16 protein-coding genes are annotated in these 22,377 nt (G+C 64.4%); 8 read left to right on the top strand and 8 right to left on the bottom strand.

The annotated features are described in order from the left end of the window. Positions 1 to 3: 3 nt before the first annotated feature. The 6 genes from TU82_RS20845 (at position 4) to TU82_RS20820 (ending at position 6,568) form a co-directional block, all read left to right on the top strand. On the top strand, positions 4 to 936 hold the full coding sequence (locus TU82_RS20845) for a DUF58 domain-containing protein (RefSeq protein ID WP_057725107.1): 933 nt from the start codon (positions 4 to 6) through the stop codon (positions 934 to 936). Further along, complete coding sequence (locus TU82_RS20840) at positions 933 to 1,427, top strand: DUF4381 domain-containing protein (protein WP_057725106.1); 495 nt, start codon at positions 933 to 935, stop codon at positions 1,425 to 1,427. The genes TU82_RS20845 and TU82_RS20840 overlap by 4 nt, the downstream gene beginning before the upstream one ends. Beyond that, entirely contained in the window at positions 1,420 to 2,508 is a 1,089-nt protein-coding gene (locus TU82_RS20835) for a vWA domain-containing protein (RefSeq protein WP_057725105.1), read from the top strand. Before TU82_RS20840 ends, TU82_RS20835 begins: the two co-directional genes overlap by 8 nt. Then, entirely contained in the window at positions 2,505 to 4,244 is a 1,740-nt protein-coding gene (locus TU82_RS20830; RefSeq protein WP_057725104.1) for a tetratricopeptide repeat protein, read from the top strand. The genes TU82_RS20835 and TU82_RS20830 overlap by 4 nt, the downstream gene beginning before the upstream one ends. Then, the gene (locus TU82_RS20825) at positions 4,241 to 5,881 is read left to right on the top strand and encodes a BatD family protein (RefSeq protein ID WP_057725103.1); all 1,641 of its coding nucleotides are present in this window, start codon (positions 4,241 to 4,243) and stop codon (positions 5,879 to 5,881) included. Before TU82_RS20830 ends, TU82_RS20825 begins: the two co-directional genes overlap by 4 nt. A gap of 447 nt (positions 5,882 to 6,328) precedes the next feature. After that, positions 6,329 to 6,568, top strand: coding sequence for a DUF6124 family protein (locus tag TU82_RS20820; RefSeq protein ID WP_057725102.1), 240 nt, complete (start codon positions 6,329 to 6,331; stop codon positions 6,566 to 6,568). 495 nt (positions 6,569 to 7,063) lie between these two features. Here the strand turns inward: TU82_RS20820 and glsB are convergent, their stop codons facing one another. Further along, positions 7,064 to 7,972: a glutaminase B gene (glsB, locus tag TU82_RS20815; RefSeq protein ID WP_057725101.1), complete on the bottom strand. Its 909-nt coding sequence runs from the start codon at positions 7,970 to 7,972 to the stop codon at positions 7,064 to 7,066. Positions 7,973 to 8,255: 283 nt separating this feature from the next. Between glsB and TU82_RS20810 the strand changes: the two genes are divergently transcribed. Next, positions 8,256 to 9,338 carry an LLM class flavin-dependent oxidoreductase gene (locus TU82_RS20810; protein WP_057725288.1) on the top strand — a complete coding sequence of 361 codons (1,083 nt, stop codon included), beginning with the start codon at positions 8,256 to 8,258 and terminating at the stop codon, positions 9,336 to 9,338. A gap of 889 nt (positions 9,339 to 10,227) precedes the next feature. On the opposite strand, the gene uvrA is transcribed toward TU82_RS20810, so the two are convergent. The 7 genes from uvrA to TU82_RS20775 form a co-directional block, all read right to left on the bottom strand. Beyond that, positions 10,228 to 12,747 (bottom strand): excinuclease ABC subunit UvrA, encoded by a 2,520-nt coding sequence (gene uvrA, locus TU82_RS20805; RefSeq protein ID WP_057725100.1) that lies wholly within the window; start codon positions 12,745 to 12,747, stop codon positions 10,228 to 10,230. After that, positions 12,744 to 14,456 (bottom strand): ATP-binding protein, encoded by a 1,713-nt coding sequence (locus TU82_RS20800; RefSeq protein ID WP_057725099.1) that lies wholly within the window; start codon positions 14,454 to 14,456, stop codon positions 12,744 to 12,746. The genes uvrA and TU82_RS20800 overlap by 4 nt, the downstream gene beginning before the upstream one ends. Positions 14,457 to 14,556: 100 nt before the next feature. After that, positions 14,557 to 17,628, bottom strand: coding sequence for an error-prone DNA polymerase (locus tag TU82_RS20795; RefSeq protein WP_057725098.1), 3,072 nt, complete (start codon positions 17,626 to 17,628; stop codon positions 14,557 to 14,559). A 136-nt stretch (positions 17,629 to 17,764) separates the two neighbouring features. Next, positions 17,765 to 19,180: a Y-family DNA polymerase gene (locus TU82_RS20790; protein WP_057725097.1), complete on the bottom strand. Its 1,416-nt coding sequence runs from the start codon at positions 19,178 to 19,180 to the stop codon at positions 17,765 to 17,767. Positions 19,181 to 19,187: 7 nt separating this feature from the next. Then, positions 19,188 to 19,802: a translesion DNA synthesis-associated protein ImuA gene (gene imuA, locus TU82_RS20785; RefSeq protein WP_057725096.1), complete on the bottom strand. Its 615-nt coding sequence runs from the start codon at positions 19,800 to 19,802 to the stop codon at positions 19,188 to 19,190. Continuing rightward, complete coding sequence (gene lexA, locus TU82_RS20780; protein WP_057725095.1) at positions 19,802 to 20,419, bottom strand: transcriptional repressor LexA; 618 nt, start codon at positions 20,417 to 20,419, stop codon at positions 19,802 to 19,804. Before lexA ends, imuA begins: the two co-directional genes overlap by 1 nt. Before the next feature lie 247 nt (positions 20,420 to 20,666). Continuing rightward, the gene (locus TU82_RS20775; protein ID WP_057725287.1) at positions 20,667 to 21,254 is read right to left on the bottom strand and encodes an NUDIX domain-containing protein; all 588 of its coding nucleotides are present in this window, start codon (positions 21,252 to 21,254) and stop codon (positions 20,667 to 20,669) included. Positions 21,255 to 21,434: 180 nt separating this feature from the next. On the opposite strand from TU82_RS20775, the gene TU82_RS20770 reads away from it, so the two are divergent. Continuing rightward, on the top strand, positions 21,435 to 22,361 hold the full coding sequence (locus TU82_RS20770) for an alpha/beta hydrolase (RefSeq protein ID WP_057725094.1): 927 nt from the start codon (positions 21,435 to 21,437) through the stop codon (positions 22,359 to 22,361). The last annotated feature ends 16 nt before the right edge of the window (positions 22,362 to 22,377 follow it).

The following is a 22,377-nucleotide window of genomic DNA, read 5'->3' as shown; positions in this document are numbered from 1 at the left end:
TCGATGAACGCGAGCGCGGGTCTCCACGTCACGCTCAGCGAGTTGATCGAGATGCGCCATCGCGTGCGTGAAGTGCAATTGTTTTCCACGCCAGGCCAGCGCAGCCCGCTGGTCGGCCTGCATCACTCCAAGCTGCGCGGGCGCGGCGTGGATTTCGACCAGGTGCGCGTGTATCAGGCCGGGGACGATGTGCGCACCATCGACTGGCGCGTGACGGCGCGCACCCAGGAGCCCCACACCAAACTGTTCCACGAAGAGCGCGAACGGCCGATTTTTATCATGGTCGAGCAAAGCTGCCGGTTGTTTTTCGGCTCGGGGCAGATGTTCAAGTCGGTGCTCGCCGCACAAGCCGCGAGCCTGATCGGCTGGGCGGCACTGGGGCATAACGACCGCGTGGGCGGCCTGGTGTTCGGCGACAGCGAGCACTACGAAATCAAACCCCGGCGCAGCAAGCAAAGCCTGCTGCAACTGCTTAACCGCCTGGTGCGGGTCAACCAGAGCCTCACGACCGAAAGCCTGCCTGAAGCCGATGCGCTGGGCATGGCCTTGCGCCGTGGCCGCGAAGTGCTGCGCCCGGGCAGCCTGGGCATTGTGATCTGTGATGAACGCGCGCTCACCGAAGGCGCCGAGCAACAGTTGAGCCTGCTGTCGCGCCATTGCGACCTGCTGCTGCTGCCCATCTCCGACCCCCTGGACCACGCCCTGCCCGCCGCCGGGTTGCTGCGCTTTGCGCAACGAGGCGCGCAACTGGAACTGGACACGCTGAATGTCGATTTGCGCCAGGCCTACAAGGCCCAGGCCGAAGCGCGTATCGCCCGCTGGGAGCTGCTGGCGCAGAAGCTGCGGGTGTTATTGATGCCGTTGAGCACCCAGAGTGAAATGGTCGAGCAACTGCGCGAATACCTCAACCCGCAACGCCCGGCCAGAAAACAATGAGCAGCCTCGACCAACTGCAACCCTTGATCGCCCCGCCGGCCATCGGCTTCTGGCCGCCTGCGCCGGGCTGGTGGCTGCTGTTGCTGGTGATCCCGTTGCTCGGCTGGGGCCTGTGGCGGCTACGGCGCTTCTTGCCCAGCCGCCAACCCGTCGCCCGCGCCGAACAACCACTGGACCCGCTGCGCATCGCGGCCCTGGCTGAGCTTGCGCTGATGCCCAAGCCCTATGACGGCGCGCCCGCCGGTGCCTGGCTGCAACAACTCAATGGCTTGCTCAAGCGCCTGTGCCGCAACGACTACCCCTACAGCCAAAGCCACACCCTCAACGGTCGCAAATGGCTGGCATTCCTGGATAACCGCTGCCCCGCCGCCGGCCTCACGCGCTGGATGGTGCTGGTCGAAGGCGCCTACAAGCCCGAATGCAAACTCGACGACAAGGCCATCGCCGGTCTGACCCAAGCTGTCGATACCTGGATTCGCAAACATGTTTGAGTTCGCCTGGCCGTGGGTCTTCATCCTCTTGCCGCTGCCGTGGCTGATGCGCCTTGTGCTGCCGGTGGCCGACAGCGGCGAGCCGGCCTTGAAAGTCAGCTACCTCACCGACCTCGAAAGCCTGGCCCGACGCCGCGCCCGGATCAATCTGCCGGGCTGGCGCCAGCAGGCCCCCTTCGTGGTGCTGTGGCTGCTGCTGTTGAGCGCCGCCGCACGCCCGGAATGGCTCGGCGAGCCGCTGCCGATTGCCGCCAGTGGTCGCGACTTGCTGGTGGCCGTGGATGTCTCCGGTTCCATGGACTTTCCCGACATGCACTGGCAGGACGAGGACGTCAGCCGCCTGGCCCTGGTCAAGCACCTGCTCGGCGACTTTCTTGAAGCGCGTGAAGGCGATCGCGTGGGCCTGATCCTGTTCGGCAGCCAGGCCTACCTGCAAGCGCCGCTGACCTTCGACCGGCGCACCGTACGCACCTGGCTGGATGAAGCGCGCATCGGCATTGCCGGCAAGAACACCGCGATCGGCGACGCCATCGGCCTGGCCTTGAAACGCCTGCGCCAGCGCCCGGCGCAAAGCCGCGTACTGATCCTGGTGACCGACGGCGCCAATAACGCCGGGCAAATCGACCCGCTCACCGCCGCGCGCCTGGCTGCGGAAGAAGGCGTGAAAATCTATCCGATCGGCATTGGCGCCGATCCCGAGCAAACCGGCTCCCTGGGTATTCTTGGTGTGAACCCGAGCCTGGACCTCGACGAACCGGCGCTCAAGGCCATCGCCGAGGCCACGGGCGGCCAGTATTTCCGCGCCCGTGATGGCAAGGAGCTGGAGCAGATCAAGGCCACCCTCGACACCCTTGAGCCGGTCGAACAGCAACCCACCCGCGCCCGTCCTGCGCACGCGCTGTACAGCGGCCCTCTGGCCCTGGCGTTGCTGCTGAGTCTGCTGCTGGTGGTGCAGGAGCGCTGGCCGAACAACGCCTTGCAGCGGCTGTACAACAAACTGTCGAGCAAGCGCCTGTTCCTGCCGCAGAGCCCTGAATGGCGCGAGCGCCTCAAGCGCCTGCGCTTGCGGAGGCGTCGATGATCGCCTTGTGGCCACACTGGCTGCGTCCCTGGTGGCTGTTGCTGCTGCCGCTGCTCGGCTGGTTGCTGTGGCAACTGTGGCACCGGCAAAAGCGCGCCGGACGTTGGCAGATCATCCTGCCGCCGGCTTTCCACGCCGTACTGCTCAGTGGCGGTAACGGACGCGAAAGCAAATCGCCCTGGGTCGTGCTGGGCATCGCCTGGCTGCTGGCCCTGCTGGCGCTGCTGGGCCCCAGTTGGCAGCGGGTTGAGCAACTCAGCCAGAAGCCTTCCGACCCGCTGGTGGTGCTGCTGGAACTGACCCCCGAAATGCTCGCCACCGACAGCCCGCCCAACCGTCTGGAGCAGGCGCGGCGCAAGCTGTACGACCTGTTGCAAGCGCGCAGCGACGCGCAAACCGCCATCGTCGTATATGCCGGCAGCGCCCACACCCTGGTGCCGCTGTCCGATGACCTGGCCACCAGCCGCAACCTGCTGGAAGCGCTGCGCCCCTCGATCATGCCCGAGCCCGGCCACCGCGCGGACCTGGCCGTGGACAAAGCCCTGGCCCTGCTCAAGCATGGCGGCCTCGGCCAGGGGCGCCTGCTGCTGATCGGCTCGTCGCTGTCCAAGCAGGAGCGCCAGGGCATTCGGCTGCTGCTGCAAGGTAACCAGGCGCCAAGCCTGTCGATCCTCGGCATCGGCAGCCGTGAAGGCACCCCGGTCACCCAGGAAAGCGGTGAATTCCTCAAGGACGAACAGGGCGCGATCCTGATCCCGCGCCTGGACAGCCCGACCCTCAAGGCGTTCGCCAGCGAAATGGGCGGCCGCTACCGAGCGGCGCGCCTGGACGAGAAAGACCTGCGGCAATTGGGCGTACTTGACCCACCCCAAGCCCTGCGCGACGACGGCCAACTGCTGCGCCTGGACACCTGGGCCGACCAGGGTTATTGGCTGCTCCTGCCGCTGCTGCTGTTGGCCGCCTGCGCGGGACGGCGCGGCTGGCTGTTTTGCCTGCCGCTGCTATTGATGGCCGCACCCCAGCCCAGCTACGCCTTCGACTTCCAGGACCTGTGGCTGCGCCCCGACCAGCAGGGCCAGTACCTGCTGAAGAAAAAACGCCCCGCCGAGGCCGCCGAACGCTTCCAGGACCCGCAATGGCAAGGCGTGGCCCTGTACGAAGCGGGTAACTATGCCGAGGCCATCAAGCGTTTTGCCGAGGCTGACAATGCCTACGCCCACTACAATCGGGGTAACGCCCTGGCCCGGTCCGGCGCGCTGGAAGCTGCCGTCGACGCCTATGAACAGGCGCTCGAAGCGCAGCCCGATCTGCAACCGGCCCTGAAAAACAAGGCACTGGTGGAAAGCCTGCTGCAGCAGCAAGCGCAACCCGAGCCCGACGAACCCGAAAAAAACCAGGATGACGAAACCACCCAACCCGGCCAGACTGCACAACCGGGTGCCGACGGGCAAAATGCCAAGGGTGGTGAGCAATCCACTCAGGGCCAGGGCCAGACCGGCAACGGCGCGACCGACACGGCCAGCGCGCCGCCAACCGGCAGCAACGACGTGCCAGGCAGCGAACTGGGCGAGGAGCACACCACCACGCCGCCGCTGCGCCCCACCGATGCGAGCCTTGACGGCGAGCATCGCCAGGCGCTGGAGCAATGGCTGCAGCAGATCCCGGACAACCCCGGTGAGCTGCTGCGGCGCAAATTCTGGTACGAACAGCAACAGCATCAGGACAAGACTCGATGAGCCGCCGCACCCCCCTTCTGCTCTTGCTCGCCTTGTCGGCAAGCCACGCCCAGGCGGCGAACCTGGTCGCCAGCGTCGACCGCAGCCGCCTCAATTCCGGGGAAACGGTGGAACTGACGGTGGAGTCCAGCGATGTGACCCAGTTCGGCAAGCCCGACCTGTCGCCCCTGGATGCGCAGTTCGAAGTCAGCGGCACGCGCCAGATCAACCAGCTCACTACCTTGGGCGGCGATAACCACGCGACCACGCGCTGGATCATTACGCTGCTGCCCAGGGAAAACGGCACGGTGGTGATCCCGCCGCTGCAAGTGGGCGAACTCAAGACCCAGCCGATCACCCTGCAGGTGGTGGAAACCGCCAGCCAGAACACCAGCGCCGACCTGGCGCCGGTGTTCGTCGAAGCCAGCCTCGACAAGACCAGCGTCTACGTGCAGGCCCAGGCGCTGTTGACCGTGCGCGTATATCACTCGGTGTCGCTGTATGACGACAGCAGCCTCACGCCCCTGCAAATCCCCGACGCACGCGTCGAACAACTGGGCGAGTCGCGCACCTATGAAAAAGTCATCAACAGCATTCGCCATGGCGTGATCGAAACACGCTACGCGATCTACCCGCAGCGCAGCGGGGCCTTGGCAATCGCGGCGCAGACGTTCAGCGCCACGTTGGTGGAGTCGCGCCCGCCGCAGGAGAACACGCTGCAGGGTACCAAGCCGGGCAAGCTGATCCACGCAAGCTCGGCGCCCCTTGCGCTGACGGTCAAGCCCAAGCCCGAGTTCTACCCCGCCGACGCGCCGTGGTTGCCGGCACGCAGCCTGAGCCTGGACGAAGCCTGGAACCCTGCGCCCGAGCACGTGCAGGTCGGTGACTCCCTGACGCGCAGCCTCACCGTCAAGGTCGAGGGTCTGTCCAGCGCGCAACTGCCGGCGCTGCCCAGCACCGAGGTCAACGGCCTGCGGCGCTACCCGGATCAACCGGTATTGGGCAACGAGACCCGTGACCGCGGCCTGGTCGGCAGTCGTGAAGACCGCGAAGCCCTGGTGCCCACCCGTGCCGGTGCGCTGGAACTGCCCGCCGTGGAAGTGGTGTGGTGGAACACCCACGAGGACCACCTTGAACGCACCACCCTGCCCGCGCGCACCCTGCAAGTGGCGGTCAACCCGAGCCTGGTGGTGGACACCCCGGCCATGCCGACTGTCATCACCGCGCCGGATGACGAGCGCCTGTGGCTGTGGCAACTGAGCACCTTGCTGCTGGCCTGCACCACCTTGCTGGGCTTCGGCCTGTGGTGGCGCGCCCGCCGCCAGCCCGCCGTGCAACGCGCCGCGCAAACCGGCCCGAGCCCGCGCACCCTGCTCGACGACCTCAAGCGCGCCACCCAGGCCAACGACCCCCAGGCCACCCGCCAGGCCCTCGACGCCTGGGCTCGCCAGCAACCGGAAACCCTGGCCGACATGGCGGCGCGCTTCGTGCCGCTATCGGATGCGCTGGACGGCCTCAATGGCGCGCTGTACAGCGAGAGCGGCCAGTATTGGCTGGGCGAAGACCTGTGGCGGGCGATCAAGGCCATCCCCGTGGCCGAGCGCGAGCAAGACCCGGCCCTGGACACCACCAGCCTGCCGCCGCTTTATCCCAAGTAAACGATCAACTAGAGCGTGTAGATCCTCCAAAGCACTGGAGATCCAAATGTGGGAGGGGGCTTGCCCCCGATGGCGGTGGGTCAGTGACAACAGCGCTGGCTGACACACCGCATCGGGGGCAAGCCCCCTCCCACAGGATCGCGCCCACTCAGATATATCCCACAACCGTTTCAGGTTGTCCCTCGGAACATCGCTGGCTAACCTCCTCGCCGTCGCTGCCCATTCAGCGACCGGATTTGACCGTCCGATTTCAAAAGAGCAACTGCCCCAACACCGATCTGGGCGTTTTTTTTACGCCTGATGTATCGTGTCGCGGCAGCTGTACGCGGGATACCTTCGGGTATGCCGGTTTTGCTCCTTTTGACCGGTCGGTCAACCCGCGTATTGCTGCCACCCTCTTCGATTGACCGCGAATCGTGGCAGCTCCATTCTTAAAGGAGTTTCACCATGATCAAAGACAGCCCCAATCCTCCAGAACAACTCTTTACCGTACGCCCCAACCTGGGCACGGAAACCTTGCTGGTCAACGCCTCCCAGGACTTGGCATCCATCACCGACATCGCCACCCACCTCGCTTTCGAAATCGACGGAACCCACCGCAATGTAGCGCTGGGCATCTGCCGGATGCTTGAAGGCGTGCAGCTAATGGTGGACAAGGTGCTGGATGAGGCCTGCCCAGCCATGTAAAGCTGGAGCGTATAAAATCCTCCAAAACACTGAAGATCCAAATGTGGGAGGGGGCTTGCCCCCTCCCACATTTGGATCGCGGATCGGCAAAAGATACCGGTCGGCTCTAAGGTCGCCGCGCTTTTGCTCTTGATCTCAGGCGCCCCGTTAAACCACGCTGGCCGAATGCAGGCTTGAATTCGTGGGCAACCCGGCAGGACGCCGGGTTAGCCGCACTGGGCCATGGATGGCCCATTGCGGCGGCCCACGGATTCAAGCTTGCGTTCGGGCACACCGAGCCTAAGCGAGGTGCCGAGTGGTGGGGCAAGAGCGTTTTGCTTACTTTTGACTGGGCCGGCATTCCGGCTTTTCAAAAGTGAGCCGCTGTAAAAGCGGAACCCATAGCAGCCGTTACCGCAGAAACGGATATGTACTCAATCCAATCCAGCATCCTGGTCGGCCCCGAGGCCGCCATCGGGAGCAAGCCCCCTCCCACAGTTTATTTCGGTGACACGCTCAGAACACCGACCACCCAATCCGCTCACTCAACAACTCCAACGCCTTGATCCCCGCCAGCGAGTTGCCCGCCGCGTTCAACTCCGGCGACCACACGCACACGGTAAACTGCCCAGGCACCACCGCGACAATCCCGCCGCCTACCCCGCTCTTGCCCGGCAACCCTACCCGATAAGCAAAATTGCCCGCCTCGTCATACAGCCCGCTGGTGGCCATGATCGAGTTCACTTGTTTGGTCTGGCGCGCGGTCAATATCGGCTCGCCACTGTGGGCGCTCACGCCTTCGTTGGCCAGGAAGCTGAACGCCCGGGCCAGGTCCAGGCAGCTCATCTGCAAGGCGCAGTAGTTGAAGTAACTGTGCAGCACCGCGTCCACATCGTTGTGGAAGTTGCCGAAGGACTTCATCAGGTAGGCCATGGCCGCATTACGCGCACCATGCCGGGCTTCGGATTCGGCGACCACGCTGTTGACCAGAATCTGCGGGTTGCCCGACAGCCGCCGCACAAAGTCGCGCATCGACAGGATCGGCACGGCGAAGCGCGACTGGTTGATGTCGCAGATCACCAGCGCGCCGGCGTTGATAAAAGGATTGCGCGGTCGGCCGCGTTCGAATTCCAGTTGCACCATGGAATTGAACGGTTGCCCCGACGGTTCATGGCCCAGGCGCTCCCAGATGCTCTCGCCGCCGTGGTCGATGGCCTGCACCAGGCTGAACACCTTGGAAATGCTCTGCACCGAAAACAGCGTGTCGGCGTCGCCCGCGCAATAGGCCGCGCCGTCGTTGCCGTATACCGCGATGCCCAGCTGATTGGCGGGTACGTCGGCCAGGGCGGGAATGTAATCGGCGACTTTGCCGAGGCCGATCAGAGGCCGCACTTCGTCGAGGATCGACTCCAGCAGCGCCTGCATGTCTTGTCCGGTCATCTTCTCTGGATCAGTGGTGAACGAGGCGCGCAGGATACTTCACTGGGCGCCAAAGCCCCACACCTCTCTCGTTTTCCGGCAACGAACGCTCAAGACAGCCTTAAATAAATACTTTTGATAATAGTTAAAAATTTTAATTCCAAATTTTAATAATTAGGTTAGAACCAATCGGCATTTTACAGACGCGACCGGTCGCCCTATTTTCAATCTACGGACCGACCCCCTGCCCGGTGGAGGCTTGCTTATCGACTTCAACAAGGACCTGACCATGAGCATCGAATTCATCGGCTACATCGGCGGCCACCACGCCTCCGAGATCCACCCGCGCAGCGGCCCGACGTTGCAACCGGACTACGTCGAACGCGTGGCGCGCGCCCATGAAGAGGCCGGCTTCGACCGCGCCCTGGTGGCTTTCCACTCCAACAGCCCGGACAGCACGCTGATCGCCGCCCATGCCGCGGGCGTGACTCAGCGGCTGAAATTTTTGATCGCGCATCGCCCGGGTTTTGCCCAACCCACCTTGGCCGCGCGCCAGTTCGCCACGCTGGATGTGTTCAACGGTGGCCGTACCGCTGTGCACATCATCACCGGCGGCGACGACCGTGAATTGCGCGCCGATGGCAGTCATATCGGCAAGGACGAGCGCTATGCGCGCACCGACGAATACCTGAGCGTGGTGCGCCAGGAATGGACCAGCGACACGCCTTTCGATTTTGCCGGTACCTACTATCAGGTCGAAGGCGCGCACTCCTCCGTGAAGTCGCCGCAACAGCCCCATATCCCGGTGTACTTCGGCGGCTCGTCGGCGGCGGCGATCGCCGTGGCGGGCAAGCACGCGGACGTGTATGCACTGTGGGGCGAGACCTATGAGCAAGTGCGCGAAGTGGTGGCGCAGGTGCGGGCCGAAGCGGCGCGGCATGGACGCACGATTCGCTTCAGCTTGTCATTGCGGCCGATCCTGGCCGAGACCGAGGAGCTGGCCTGGCAGCGGGCGGACAGCATTTTGCAGCAAGCCACGGCGCTGGCCGAGAACAGCGGCTTCGTGCGGCGTGAACCGCCCAATGAGGGCTCGCGCCGCTTGCTGGCAGCGGCGGCGCAAGGCTCCCGGCTGGATAAGCGCCTGTGGACCGGGATTGCCGGCTTGCTCGGCGCACAGGGCAACTCCACGGCGCTGGTGGGCACCGCCGAACAAGTCGCCGAGGCGCTGCTGGATTACTACGACCTGGGCATCACCACGTTTCTGATTCGCGGCTTCGATCCGCTCAACGATGCGATCGACTATGGGAAGCAACTGATACCGCTTACCCGTCAATTGATCGCCGAACGCGAACAGGCCAGGCAAGTGGCTTGAGAACCAGCTGGGAGGTGCTTACCCCTGATGGTGGCGGATCAGTCAACATCCATTTACCTGACCCACCGCCATCGGGGGCAAGCACCCTCCCACATTTGTCTGTATTTCAACATTGGGATTAGTGGCATTTGGAGGTTGCCAAGACCAGGGTGGATCGCTTTATCGAATGCATGAAGCCTTCGACCTGAACGCGATCAAACTGTGGGAGGGGGCTTGCTCCCGATGGCGGCGGATCAGTCACTATCCATTTACCTGACCCACCGCCATCGGGGGCAAGCCCCCTCCCACATTTGTCTGTATTTCAACATTGGGATGGGTGGCATTTGCTGGAAGTTGCCAAGACCAGGGTGGATCGCTTTATCGAATGCATGAAGTCTTCGACCTGAGCGCGATCAAACTGTGGGAGGGGGCTTGCTCCCGATGGCGGTGGATCAGTCACTATCCATTTGCCTGACCCACCGCGATCGGGGGCAAGCCCCCTCCCACATTTGTCTGTATTTCAACATTGGGATTAGTGGCATTTGCTGGAGGTTGCCAAGACCAGGGTGGATCGCTTTATCGAATGCATGAAGCCTTCGGCCTGAGCGCGATCAAACTGTGGGAGGGGGCTTGCTCCCGATGGCGGTGGATCAGTCACTATCCATTTGCCTGACCCACCGCGATCGGGGGCAAGCCCCCTCCCACATTTGTCTGTATTTCAACATTGGGATTAGTGGCATTTGCTGGAGGTTGCCAAGACCAGGGTGGATCGCTTTATCGAATGCATGAAGCCTTCGGCCTGAGCGCGATCAAACTGTGGGAGGGGGCTTGCCCCCGATGGCCGTGGATCAGTCAACATCCATTTAACTGACCCACCGCTATCGGGCTCTCCCCTCCCACCTTGAACCGACTAGATAAGTTCACGCGCCAGGAACGGTGCCGTGCGGCTGTCCTTGCTGTCGGCGACTGCCTGCGGCGTACCACTGGCCACCACCTTCCCGCCTGTATTGCCGGCTCCGGGGCCGATATCGATCACCCAGTCGCTCTGCGCCACCACGCGCATTTCATGCTCGACCACCACCACCGTATGCCCCGCCTCCACCAATTGATTCAGCTGGCTGAGCAAGCGGTCGACATCCTTGGGATGCAGTCCGGTGGTCGGTTCGTCCAGCACGTATAAGGTGGCGCCCCGCGCCGTACGTTGCAGCTCGGTGGCCAGCTTGATGCGCTGCGCTTCACCGCCCGACAATTCGGTGGCCGGCTGGCCCAGGCGCAGATAGCCCAGGCCGATATCGCGCAGCACCTGCAGGGCGCGCAGCACGCCGGGCTGTTCGGCAAACACCTCGACAGCCTGCTCCACGGTCAAGCCCAGCACTTGGGCGATATCCAGGCCCTGCCATTTGACCGCCAGGGTCTCGGGGTTGTATCGCGCACCGTGGCAGGTCGGGCATGGCGCATACACGCTGGGCATGAACAACAATTCGACACTGACAAACCCCTCGCCTTCGCAGTTCGGGCAACGGCCCTTGGCAACGTTGAAGGAGAACTGCCCCGCATCGTAACCGCGCTTCTTCGCCGCCGGCGTGGCGGCGAACAGTTTGCGCACGTTGTCGAACAGCCCGGTATAGGTCGCAAGATTGGAACGCGGCGTACGGCCGATGGGTTTCTGGTCCACCTGCACCAGACGGCGGATCTGCTCCAGCCCGTCGCTGATGCGCCCTTCGCTGGCGGCTGGGGCAGCGTCTTCCAGGCTGGGCTCTTCGCTGTTTTCCAGCGCGCGCCCGAGGCCGCTGCTGACCAGTTCCAACAGCGCCTGGCTGACCAGGCTGGACTTGCCCGAACCGGAAATCCCGGTCACCGCCGTGAAGCAGCCCAGCGGGAAATCCACCGCAAGATTCTTCAGGTTGTTGCGCGTCACCCCTCGCAGCTTCAGCCAGCCGCTGGGTTCACGCCGCGTTGGATTCAACGGCCGCGGTTCGGCAAACAGGTATTCACGGGTCTGCGACGCTGCGACCTGCGCCAACCCTGCGGGTGGGCCGCTGTACAACACCTGCCCGCCGTGCTCGCCGGCGGCCGGACCGACATCGATCAGCCAGTCGGCGCGGCGCATGGTTTCCAGGTCATGCTCCACCACAAACAGCGAATTGCCGGCCGCTTTCAAACGCGCAAGCGCGCTGAACAATGCTTCGCCGTCAGCCGGATGCAGGCCCGCCGAAGGCTCGTCCAGCACGTAGATCACCCCGAACAATTGCGAGCCCAACTGAGTGGCCAGGCGCAAGCGCTGCAACTCCCCGGACGACAGCGTCGGCGTGCTGCGCTCCAGGGACAGGTAACCCAGGCCCAGCTCAATCAGGGTAGTGACCCGATCGAGCAGATCCCCGGCGATACGCTGGGCCGCCAGGCGTTTTTCCACCGACAGCTTCATCTTGTCCTGCCCCGCCGCCACCGGCCGCAGCAACTCGGCCAGGCGGGTCAGGGACAGTTGCGACAGCTCACCGATATCCACCCCGGCGAACTTCACCGACAGCGCCGCCCGGGTCAGCCGCTTGCCCTCGCACAACGGACAGGCACTGCCTTGCATGAACTGCGACACGCGCTTTTTCATCAGCGCGCTCTGGGTATGCGCAAAGGTGTGCAGGATGTAGCGCCGCGCACCGCTGAAGGTGCCCTGGTAACTGGGCTCCAGCTTGCGTTTCAAGGCATCGCGGGTCTGCGCCGGGGTGAAGCCGGCGTACACCGGTACGGTGGGGGTTTCGTCGGTGAACAGAATCCAGTCGCGCTGTTTTTTCGGCAGGTCGCGCCACGGGATATCCACGTCGTAACCCAGGGTCACAAGGATGTCCCGCAGGTTCTGGCCCTGCCACGCCAACGGCCAGGCCGCCACCGCGCGCTGGCGAATGGTCAGGAACGGGTCGGGCACCATCAGCGCTTCGGTCACTTCATACACGCGGCCCAGGCCGTGGCATTGCGGGCATGCGCCCTGGGGCAGGTTCGGCGAAAAGTCCTCGGCGTACAGCATCGCCTGCCCCGGCGGGTAGCGGCCGGCGCGGGAATACAGCATGCGGATCAGGCTCGACAAGGTGGTCACGCTGCCCACCGACGACCGCGCACTCGGCGTGCCCCGCTGCTGTTGCAGGGCCACGGCGGGCGGCAGGCCTTCGATACTGTCGACATCCGGCACGCCGACCTGGTCGATCAGGCGTCGCGCATAGGGCGCCACCGATTCGAAATAGCGGCGCTGGGCCTCGGCATACACGGTGGAAAACGCCAGGGACGATTTGCCGGAACCGGACACGCCGGTAAACACCACCAGGGCATCGCGGGGAATATCCACGTCGACGTTACGCAAGTTGTGTTCGCGGGCGCCGCGCACCCGCACGAAGCCGGTGTGTTGGGCGGTCGGAGAAGGAATGTTGCGCTGTGAAGTCATGGACAACCTTGTCTGGCGGTGAGCACGCTGCGGACCCGTTGCGTCAGGGCGTCGGGGCTGTAGGGTTTGCTCAGCAGGTGAATATCGGCGCTCAGCAGATGATTGGAAGAAAGAATGTCGCGGGTGTGGCCGGAGGTGAACAGCACCGGAATCGGCGGCACCTGCTCACGCGCCCAGTTGGCCAGGTCGATGCTCTTGATGCGGCCGGGCATCACCACATCGGTAAAGATCAGTTCCGGTTGCAGGCCGGACTGCAGTTTGGCCATGGCCTGATCGCCGTCTTCGGCCGTCAGCACGGTGTAGCCCGACTGTTTGAGCAGCTCCACCACGGTCAGGCGCACGCCTTCGTTGTCCTCCACCACCAGAATGGTTTCCTGGCCGGTGCAAGGGCTTTCCAGGTCAATGTCCGGTTCGACATGTTCCGGTTCCAGGCTGCGCGGGAAATACATCTGCACCACCGAGCCCTTGTTCTCCTCGCTCCAGATATCGACATGCCCGCCGCTTTGACGGACAAAGCCGAACACCATGCTCAGCCCGAGGCCGGTGCCCTGCCCCTCGCGCTTGGTGGTGAAAAACGGTTCGAATGCACGCTTGAGTACCGTCGACGGCATGCCCACGCCGGTGTCGGTGACCGCCAGGCGTACATACTCGCCGGGCTTGATGCTTTTGCCCGCGCAGTCGGCCGGGTTGAGAATGATGTTCTCGCCGGTGATACGAATCACGCCCTCGCCGTGCATGGCATCACGGGCATTGATCGCCAGGTTGAGCAGCGCGTTTTCCAGCTGGTTGCGGTCGACGTTGATGCACCAGGAGTCCTGGGGCAACTGCACATCGATATGAATGGTTTCGCCCAGCGCGCGCTGCAGCAGCTCACCCAGGCCTGCATAGATACGTTGCGGGTTGTACACCGCCGGCGACAACGGCTGACGCCGGGCAAACGCCAGCAGTTGCGAGGACAAGGTGGCGCCGCGTTCCACGGCGGCAATCGCGGCGGAAACACGCCGCTGCACCTGCGCGTTGTCCGGCTCATGGCGGGCCAGCAGGTGCAGGTTGCCGGCGATCACTTGCAGCAGGTTGTTGAAGTCGTGGGCCACGCCGCCGGTCAGGCCGCCAATCGCTTCCAGCTTCTGCGACTGGCGCAACTGCTCCTCGGCGGCGGAACGCGCCTGCACTTCGGCCGCTACGCGCTGCTCCAGATTGTGGGTCAGCTCCTGGCGCACCCGCTCGGACTTCACCAACTCAGTGGTCTCGACCACGATCGCCAGCACCCCGGCCGGTTGCTGGTTGTCGCCGGCCACCGGGCTGTAGTAGAGGTCCAGCCACAAGGTTTCCGGCTTGCCGTTGCGCGACAACACCAGCTCCTTGTTATTGAACGACAAGGTGCCACCGGCCAGGCAGGTGTCCACCACGTGCCGGTTGAACTCGGCCACTTCCGGCCAGCCCAGTTCCACCGGCGTGCCCAACAAGTACGGATGACGACCGCCGGCGAACACCGAGTAGCTGTCGTTGTAGATCATGTAACCCGCGCGCCCCCATAGCATCACCATCGGCACGGGCGAAGCGAGCATCATCTGCACGGTGCAGGCCAGGCTGGTGGACCAGCGATCGATCGGGCCGAGGTCGGTGCCTGACCAGTCAAACGCGCGAATCCGCTGGGCCATTTCACCGGCCCAGCCTTCACAGCCGTGTGGGTTGGATAAAAATTGCATGGTCGGGCTCTGGGCAAAGAGAAGGCAGTTGCAACTTTTGGAGCGCGGCGGCGATAGATGGTTTCATCTTGTCGAACTTATGCCGAATAAACCACTGGACTCAGTGGAAATCCCGGCTGCGCACTACCATGCCATCCAGCAGCGGCGAGAGGTCGGTCAGGCGTCCGGCGATCAAATGCCGCACCTCGCCCACCGCCTCCCAGCGCCCGTCCACCTTGAGCAGTCGCGAGCCGACCAGGGCCTGGCGCTGACGTTCGGCCAGATCACGCCAGACCACCACATTGAGGTTGCCGAACTCATCTTCCAGGGTGACAAAGGTCACGCCGCTGGCGGTGCCGGGCCGTTGGCGCCCGGTGACCAGCCCGGCCACGCTCACATTGCGTCCATGCTCCACGCTCTGCAGCTCCCGGGAACTGCGGCAGCGGCGCTTGCGCAGTTCGGCGCGCAGCAGCGTCAGAGGGTGCGGCCCCAGGGTGGTGCCGAGCGTGGCGTAATCGGCGTGCAAGTCCTCGCCCACCGTGGGTTGAGGCAACGCCACGTCTGCTTCATCGGGGCTCGGCAGGCCGGCAAACAGGCCCAGTTGGGTCTGCACACCGGCCACCTCCCAGCGCGCCTGATGCCGGTTACCGACCAACCCGCGCAAGGCGCCGGCATCGGCCAGCAGGGCCTGGGCGCGCGCATCCAGGCCGGCGCGGGCGTCGAGGTCGGCAATGTCGCTGAATGCGCGGCGCTGGCGCACGGCCTCGAGGTGCCGCCCATCGTCTTCGCGAAACCCTGCGATCATGCGCAGGCCCAGGCGAATCGCCGGCTGCCCGCCGTCGATGGGTTCCAGGCTGCAATCCCAGTCGCTGGCCTGCACGTCCACCGGACGGATCTGCAGGCGGTGACGGCGCGCGTCCTGCAGGATCTGGTCCGGGCTGTAGAAGCCCATCGGCCAGCTGTTGATCAGCGCGCAGGCGAAGGCCGCCGGCTCATGGCATTTGAGCCAGCAACTGGCATACGTCAGCAAGGCAAAACTGGCCGCGTGGGACTCGGGGAAACCATAGCTGCCAAAGCCTTTGATCTGCTCGAAAATCTGCGCGGCAAAGGCTTCGGTGTAGCCGTTTTTCAGCATGCCGGTGCGCAGACGCTGCTGGTGCGGTTCCAGGCCGCCGTGGCGTTTCCAGGCGGCCATGGAGCGGCGCAACTGGTCGGCCTCGCCGGGGCTGTAGTCGGCGGCGACCATGGCGATCTGCATCACTTGTTCCTGGAACAACGGGATGCCCAGGGTGCGTTTCAACACCACTTCCAATTCAGGCGACGGATAGGTTTCCTCTTCCTCTTTATTCCTGCGCCGCAGATACGGATGCACCATGCCGCCCTGGATCGGCCCCGGCCGTACGATGGCGACCTCGATCACCAGGTCGTAGAAGGTTTTCGGCTTGAGCCTGGGCAGCATCGACATCTGCGCCCGCGACTCGATCTGGAACACGCCGATGGTGTCGGCCTTGCTGATCATCGCGTAGGTGGCGGGGTCTTCCTTGGGAATGCCTGCCAGGCTCAAATCGAGGTTGCGATGGCGGCGCAGCAGATCGAAGCAGCGACGGATCGCGCTGAGCATGCCCAGGGCGAGGATATCCACCTTGAGCAGGCCAACGGCGTCGAGGTCATCCTTGTCCCACTGGATGATGGTGCGCTCGGCCATGGCGGCGTTCTCCACCGGCACCAGGGTGTCCAGCGGGTACTCGGAAATCACGAAGCCGCCGGGGTGCTGGGACAAATGCCGGGGAAAGCCGATCAATTGCCGGGTGAGGGTCAATACGCGGCGCAGCAGCGGGCTGTCCGGGTCGAAGCCGCTTTCGCGCAGGCGCTCCAACGGCGGCGCGTCGTCACTCCAGCGTCCGCAGCAATCGGCCAATGCGTTGACTTGGTCCGCTGGCAGCCCGAGGGCCTTGGCCACATCGCGCACCGCGCCGGTTGCGTGGTAGGTGCTGACCACCGCCGTCAACGCCGCACGCGTGCGGCCATAGCGCTGGAATACGTATTGCAGCACCTCTTCGCGGCGCTCGTGTTCAAAATCCACGTCGATATCCGGCGGCTCGTTGCGTTCTCGGGACAGGAAACGTTCGAACAGCACGTTGCTCAGGCTGGGGTTGATCTCGGTGATACCCAGGGCAAAACACACCGCCGAGTTGGCCGCCGAACCGCGCCCCTGGCACAGGATCGAACGGCTGCGGGCAAAGCGCACGATGTCATGCACGGTAAGGAAATAGCTTTCGTAGCCCAGCTCGCTGATCAGTTCCAGTTCCTTGTCGATCTGGGCCAGGGTTTTGGGGTCAATGCCTTCGGGCCAGCGCTGGGCAATGCCTTCCCGGGTGAGACTGCGCAGCCAGGATTCGGCGTCATGGCCTGCGGGCACCAGCTCGCGTGGGTAGTGGTAGCGCAACTGGCCGAGGTCGAAGGTGCAGCGCCGTGCGATGGCGAGGGTTTCATCGAGCAGGGCCTGGGGGTACAGCGCGGCCAGGGCATCGAGACTGCGCAGGTGCCGCTCGCCATTGGGGTGCAAATGCAGGCCGGCTTCGGCCACGGGCACGTGATGGCGGATGGCGGTCATGGTGTCTTGCAGGGCACGGCGGCCGCGCGCGTGCATGTGCACATCACCGCAGGCGACGGCCGGGATCTGCAGGCTGGCCGCCAGTTGCAGGCGTTGTTCCAGGTGGCGCGCATCGTCCTGTCCGCAATGCAGGTGCACCGCCAGCCACAGGCGCTCGGCGAAGGTGCGGCGCAGCCACTGGATGCTGGCCTGGGTGTCGCTGTCCTGCGCCACCCACAACGCCAGCAGGCCGGGCAGCGGTTGCTCGAAGTCTTCCTGCAGCAGGCGGTAGCGGCCCTTTTCGGCGCGGCGTCGGGCCAGGGTGATCAAACGGCACAGGTGCTGGTAACCGCTCAGGTTCTCCACCAGCAGCACCAATGTCGGACCGTTCTCGATGCGCACTTCACTGCCGATAATCAGCGGCAGCTCCAGCGCTTTGGCCGCCTGCCAGGCGCGCACGATGCCCGACAGCGTGCATTCATCGGTAATCGCCAGGGCGCTGTAGCCTTGGTGTTTGGCGCGCTCGAACAACTCCAGCGCACTGGAGGCACCGCGCTGGAAGCTGAAGTTGGACAGGCAATGCAGCTCGGCGTAACTCATGCCTGCCCCGTCCCTGTAGGAGCGAGCTTGCTCGCGAAAAACCCTGGGGCACCGCATTCATTCAGGAGCCCCGCGTTATCGTTAACGCTCTTCGCGAGCAAGCTCGCGCCTACAGGGGGGGGTGGCCTGCTGGTGTTCATGCGAACCAGCCTTGCAACCACAATCCATCCTGTTGCCCCACCGTGCGGTAGGCCCAGCCTTGCTGGCCGGCGCGGGTCTGGATGAGGTAATAGTCGCGGCGGATATCGGCGCCGTCCCACCAGCCGGATTCGATGCGTTCCGGTCCCATCAGGATCTGGACGCCCTGCTCGGCCAGCAAGGTCGGTTGGTTCAATAACCAGCCAGGGCGCCGCACCTTGTTCAAGGTCGGGCATGGGTGGCGGTCGACAGAAGTTTGCCAGGCGCATTCAGGACGATGGTCGGCGTGAAAACGCAGGCCCTGTACCGCTTCATCACCCAGGCGTGCGCGCAGGCGTTCGCGCAATTGCTCCCAGGGCAGAGTCTGTTGCGGACGGTCGTCGAACAGGTCCTGGCGCTGCGGCACGAACACCGGCAAGTCCTGGGCCACCAGGCGAAACCCGCGCACAGGCGCCGTGACTTGCACCTGCTCCAGGCGCCCTCGGGCCAGTTCGAACAGCATCGAAGGCTCGCGCTCGGCACTCAGCAGGCCGACCTTGATCACAGTGTCCGGTGCCTGGGCATGCTCCAGGTGCAGGTCGAAACGCTGCACGCCACTGTCGCGTCCGCACAGGAAGGCGGACAAGTCAGCGGTCAGGCGGCGCAAGGGAAACAGCAACGCCTGGTGGGATTGCACGTCGAAATTCAACTCGATGCGCACATCGAACCGGTCCGGCGGCTGATAGAACTCCAGGGCCAACGGCCGCTGCCCGGTCAAGGCGTCGAGGTGTTTGAGCAGGCCGGCATCGAAGCGCCGCGCCAGGGTATGCCGGGGCAGCGCCTGCACCTGGGCCAACGTGCGCAGGCCCATGCGCGACAAGGCGGTGGCGGCCTGCGGATCAAGCCCGGCGCGCTCGACCGGCAGTGGCGCCAGGGCCTGCATCAAGGCGAGGTCGTCGGCCACCGCCAGGCCATCGTAACGATTGGCCAACACCCGCGCCGCCGCCGGATTGGGCGCGGCGACGATGCGGTGACGAAAGCCCAGCTCGGTCAACTCCTGGCGCAGGCGCGCTTCGAACTGCGGCCAGGGCCCGAACAGGCCCAGGCTCGACTCGATCTCGAACAGCAAGGCGCGCGGGTAATACACGCTGACCTGGGAACTGAAGCGGTAGGCCCAGGCGGCCAGAAATTGCTGCCAGCGCTCGATGTCCAGCGGGTCGTATTCGGCACAGGCGAAGGTCTTGGTCAGCGCATGCGCCGCCGTCAGCGACTGGCCGGGACGCAGCCCCAGAGCGCGGGCGGCGGCATTGACGGTTTGCAGCACGCGCCGCTGCGGCGTACCGGCCAGCAGTGCCAGCGGCTGATCGGGCTCGGGATGGGCACGCAGCACGGCGTCCAGCGCCAATTGCGGGAAGACGATACAGACCCAGCGCATGGCAACCTCAATGCCCCGCCAGGGCAATCGGCGCCGGGTGGGCCAGGCCGCCCCGGCATTTGAGCACACGCACTTGTGCCGGCCTTGCCTCGACCGCCAGGCGCAAGGCGGCCGGTGATGGATTGACCGCCTCACTCAAGGAGCGCCAGGCAAACGCCAGGGTCTGCCCGGTTTCCGCCGCCACCTGCAAACGACGCAAGGCCCGGTCATCGGCCTTGTGCGGCCAGCACAGCACCGCGCCGCAACTGCCCGAACGCAGGCATTGCTCCACCGCCCACAGCGCGTCGCGTTCCGGGGCCTGGATCACCGCGAGCTGGCGCACATCCACCCCGGCGTTCTGCCAGGCGTGGGGGTACGGCGTGTAGGGCGGCGCCACCAGCACAATGCGCTCGCCCAGCGCCGACAAACGCGCCAGGGTCGGCAGCACCAGTTGCAGTTCGCCCACGCCGTCCCTGGCCATCAGGATTTCACTCAAGGCCGCCTCCGGCCAGCCGCCGCTGGGCAGCACCGCGTCCAGCGCCGCCAGCCCCGTGGGATGTACGCTGGCCGGTGGCGCGGCGGGCCGGCCCTTCCAGACTCGCCCGCCATTGAACAGCGAGTCCAGGGCAACCACGGCGCCCATCAGCCTTGCCTCACCAGGCCGCAAAACACCCCTTCGATGGCCAGGTCCTGATCGGCCCCGACCACGATAGGCTGATACGCCGGGTTGCGCGGCAGCAGGCGCACCTTGTCGCCCGTGCGCTCGAAACGCTTGATGGTGACTTCACCGTCCAGGCGCGCCACCACAATCTGCCCGTTCAAGGCCTCGGCACTGCGGCGCACACCTACCAGGTCGCCATCGAGAATGCCATCTTCGATCATCGAATCGCCTTGCACGCGCAGCAGGTAGTCGGGGATTCTGGCGAAGGTGGCCGGGTCCAGTTGCAGGCGATTGTGCACTTCGGCATCCGCGCCGATGGGCAGGCCTGCGGCGACACGACCGAGCACCGGGATGTCCAGCCATTCGGGACGCGGCGGTTGGTTAAGCAAACGAATACCGCGAGCCTGGTTGGGGTTGACCTCGATAAAGCCGGCTTCGGTCAGGGCAACCACATGCTTGCGCGCGACACTGCGCGAGGCAAAGCCGAACGCCTCGGCGATCTCGGCGAGGCTGGGGGGCTGGCCTTGCTGCGCGATGCGGTCGCGGATGAAGGTCAGGATGGCGGTACGGCGGGGGGTCAAGGTCGTCATGGAGTACATTTGTACTCCTGTGGGAAATTTCTGACAATAGCCGTCAGTCGGGGTTGGGAGGCTGACCTTAAAACCAGGAGTAAACACACTGCACGTGTGGGAGGGGGCTTGCCCCCGATGGCAGTGGGTCAGCGACAACAGCGCTGGCTGACATACCGCATCGGGGGCAAGCCCCCTCCCACATTTGGACCGGGATCGGCACAAGATGCTGGTCGGCTCCAAGGCCGCCGCGCTTTGCTCGTCAGGCGCGATCCCGCTACCAGCGTTCTTTCAACATGCGCAGTTCCAGATGCTGCAACAGCATGATGGTCTTGCCATCCACAATCTCCCCGCTGGCCACCATTCCCAACGCCTGCTCGAATCCCAGCTCCAGCACTTCGATATCCTCGCCCTCTTCCGCCAGGCCGCCGCCGGCGCCAACCCGGTCGCCCGCCTGGTACTCGCCGATAAAGAAGTGAATGCGCTCGGTCACCGATCCCGGGCTCATGAACGCCGCATAGATTTTCTCGACATGCCCCACGCGGTAGCCGGTCTCTTCCTCGGCTTCCAGGCGGATGCGCTCCTCGGGGCTGGCGTTGTCGAGCAACCCGGCCGCCGCTTCGATCAGGTAACCGGGGTAATCATTGACGAACGTCGGCATGCGGAACTGGCGGATCAGCAGCACCGTGCGCTGCTCGCGGTTGTACAACAGGATGGTCGCACCGTTGCCCCGGTCATACACCTCGCGGGTCTGGGCTTGCCAGCTGCCGTCGCGACGGCGCAGGTCGAAGCTGTATTTCTTCAAGAGGTACCAGTTATCCGAAAGGGTTTCTTCGGCGGTGATGCGCACGGGGCTGTTGTCCATGGTCGGGCCTTTGCTCAAAACACGGAGCATCGCGTGCAGGTCACGCAGCGTCAAGCAGGTTGCCCGCGTGCGTCGCTGCAACACTTTGCAAGCAATCGCGCGTTACGGCCGTCGCATTAATTTCTCCCAGGGCCGGGCCATCTGATACAACCCGTGCTTCACCTTTGTCCTGGAACCTTCATGTCATCTCGTTCTATGCCCCGCCGGGGCCTGCGCCGGTTTGTGCTGCTGTGCATGGCTCTGTTGATCGTGGGCCTGCCGGTCGGCTGCGCCGTGCTGCAACACAAGGAGCGCGAACTGGTGTTTCGCATCGAGCCGGGCACCGCAGGCTGGTACACCGGCCTGCCAAGCGCCGTGCAGGAGTTCGATATCAAGCCCGCCGCATTCAAATCCGGCCAGAATATTCATGGCTGGTGGTACCCGGCCGCGCAAAAAGACGCGCCCGCCATCCTCTACCTGCACGGCGTGCGCTGGAACCTCACCGGCCAGCTGTTTCGCATCGAACAGTTGCACGCCCTGGGCTATTCGGTGCTGGCCATCGACTATCGCGGCTTTGGCAAAAGCCATGGCGACCTGCCTTCGGAAACCACGGTATATGAAGACGCGCGCATCGCCTGGGAGCGCTTTCAAACCTTGCAACCGGACCCCGGCAAACGCCTGATCTACGGCCATTCCCTGGGTGGCGCGGTGGCCATCGACCTCGCTGCGGAGTTGAGCCGGCAGGTACCGCTGCCGGTGCGTGGCTTGGTGATCGAATCCACCTTTACGTCCCTGGGGGATGTCGCCACCGCAGTTGCCAACACCTCATTGCCGGTGCGTTGGTTGCTGTCGCAGAAATTCGATTCCATCGACAAGATGGCCGATATCCATATGCCATTGCTGGTGGTGCATGGTCTCGATGACCGCTACGTACCACCGCGTTTCAGCCAGCAATTGTTTGAAGCCGCCCAGGAACCCAAGCGGCTGTTACTGGTGCCGGGGGCCGGCCATAACAACAGCATGAGCCTGGCCGGACGCAATTATGGCCTGGCACTGCACAAACTGATGCAAACGACGATGCCATCACCGGTGGTCACCCACTCCACACGCCGAGGGAACGACTCATAAATGCGCTTTTCGGCAC

The sequence above is a fragment of the Pseudomonas orientalis genome (assembly GCF_001439815.1).
In the GTDB taxonomy this organism is placed as follows: Bacteria; Pseudomonadota; Gammaproteobacteria; order Pseudomonadales; family Pseudomonadaceae; genus Aquipseudomonas; species Aquipseudomonas orientalis.
This window is presented reverse-complemented; position numbering and strand designations above follow the sequence as displayed.

What these genes read in the sequence shown, in the direction of transcription:
- TU82_RS20845 (WP_057725107.1), top strand. Translation starts at nt 4, where the DNA reads ATGAACGCGAGCGCGGGTCTCCACGTCACGCTCAGCGAGTTGATCGAG.
- TU82_RS20840 (WP_057725106.1), top strand. Translation starts at nt 933, where the DNA reads ATGAGCAGCCTCGACCAACTGCAACCCTTGATCGCCCCGCCGGCCATC.
- TU82_RS20835 (WP_057725105.1), top strand. Translation starts at nt 1,420, where the DNA reads ATGTTTGAGTTCGCCTGGCCGTGGGTCTTCATCCTCTTGCCGCTGCCG.
- TU82_RS20830 (WP_057725104.1), top strand. Translation starts at nt 2,505, where the DNA reads ATGATCGCCTTGTGGCCACACTGGCTGCGTCCCTGGTGGCTGTTGCTG.
- TU82_RS20825 (WP_057725103.1), top strand. Translation starts at nt 4,241, where the DNA reads ATGAGCCGCCGCACCCCCCTTCTGCTCTTGCTCGCCTTGTCGGCAAGC.
- TU82_RS20820 (WP_057725102.1), top strand. Translation starts at nt 6,329, where the DNA reads ATGATCAAAGACAGCCCCAATCCTCCAGAACAACTCTTTACCGTACGC.
- glsB (WP_057725101.1), bottom strand. Translation starts at nt 7,972, where the DNA reads ATGCAGGCGCTGCTGGAGTCGATCCTCGACGAAGTGCGGCCTCTGATC.
- TU82_RS20810 (WP_057725288.1), top strand. Translation starts at nt 8,256, where the DNA reads ATGAGCATCGAATTCATCGGCTACATCGGCGGCCACCACGCCTCCGAG.
- uvrA (WP_057725100.1), bottom strand. Translation starts at nt 12,747, where the DNA reads ATGACTTCACAGCGCAACATTCCTTCTCCGACCGCCCAACACACCGGC.
- TU82_RS20800 (WP_057725099.1), bottom strand. Translation starts at nt 14,456, where the DNA reads ATGCAATTTTTATCCAACCCACACGGCTGTGAAGGCTGGGCCGGTGAA.
- TU82_RS20795 (WP_057725098.1), bottom strand. Translation starts at nt 17,628, where the DNA reads ATGAGTTACGCCGAGCTGCATTGCCTGTCCAACTTCAGCTTCCAGCGC.
- TU82_RS20790 (WP_057725097.1), bottom strand. Translation starts at nt 19,180, where the DNA reads ATGCGCTGGGTCTGTATCGTCTTCCCGCAATTGGCGCTGGACGCCGTG.
- imuA (WP_057725096.1), bottom strand. Translation starts at nt 19,802, where the DNA reads ATGGGCGCCGTGGTTGCCCTGGACTCGCTGTTCAATGGCGGGCGAGTC.
- lexA (WP_057725095.1), bottom strand. Translation starts at nt 20,419, where the DNA reads ATGTACTCCATGACGACCTTGACCCCCCGCCGTACCGCCATCCTGACC.
- TU82_RS20775 (WP_057725287.1), bottom strand. Translation starts at nt 21,254, where the DNA reads ATGGACAACAGCCCCGTGCGCATCACCGCCGAAGAAACCCTTTCGGAT.
- TU82_RS20770 (WP_057725094.1), top strand. Translation starts at nt 21,435, where the DNA reads ATGTCATCTCGTTCTATGCCCCGCCGGGGCCTGCGCCGGTTTGTGCTG.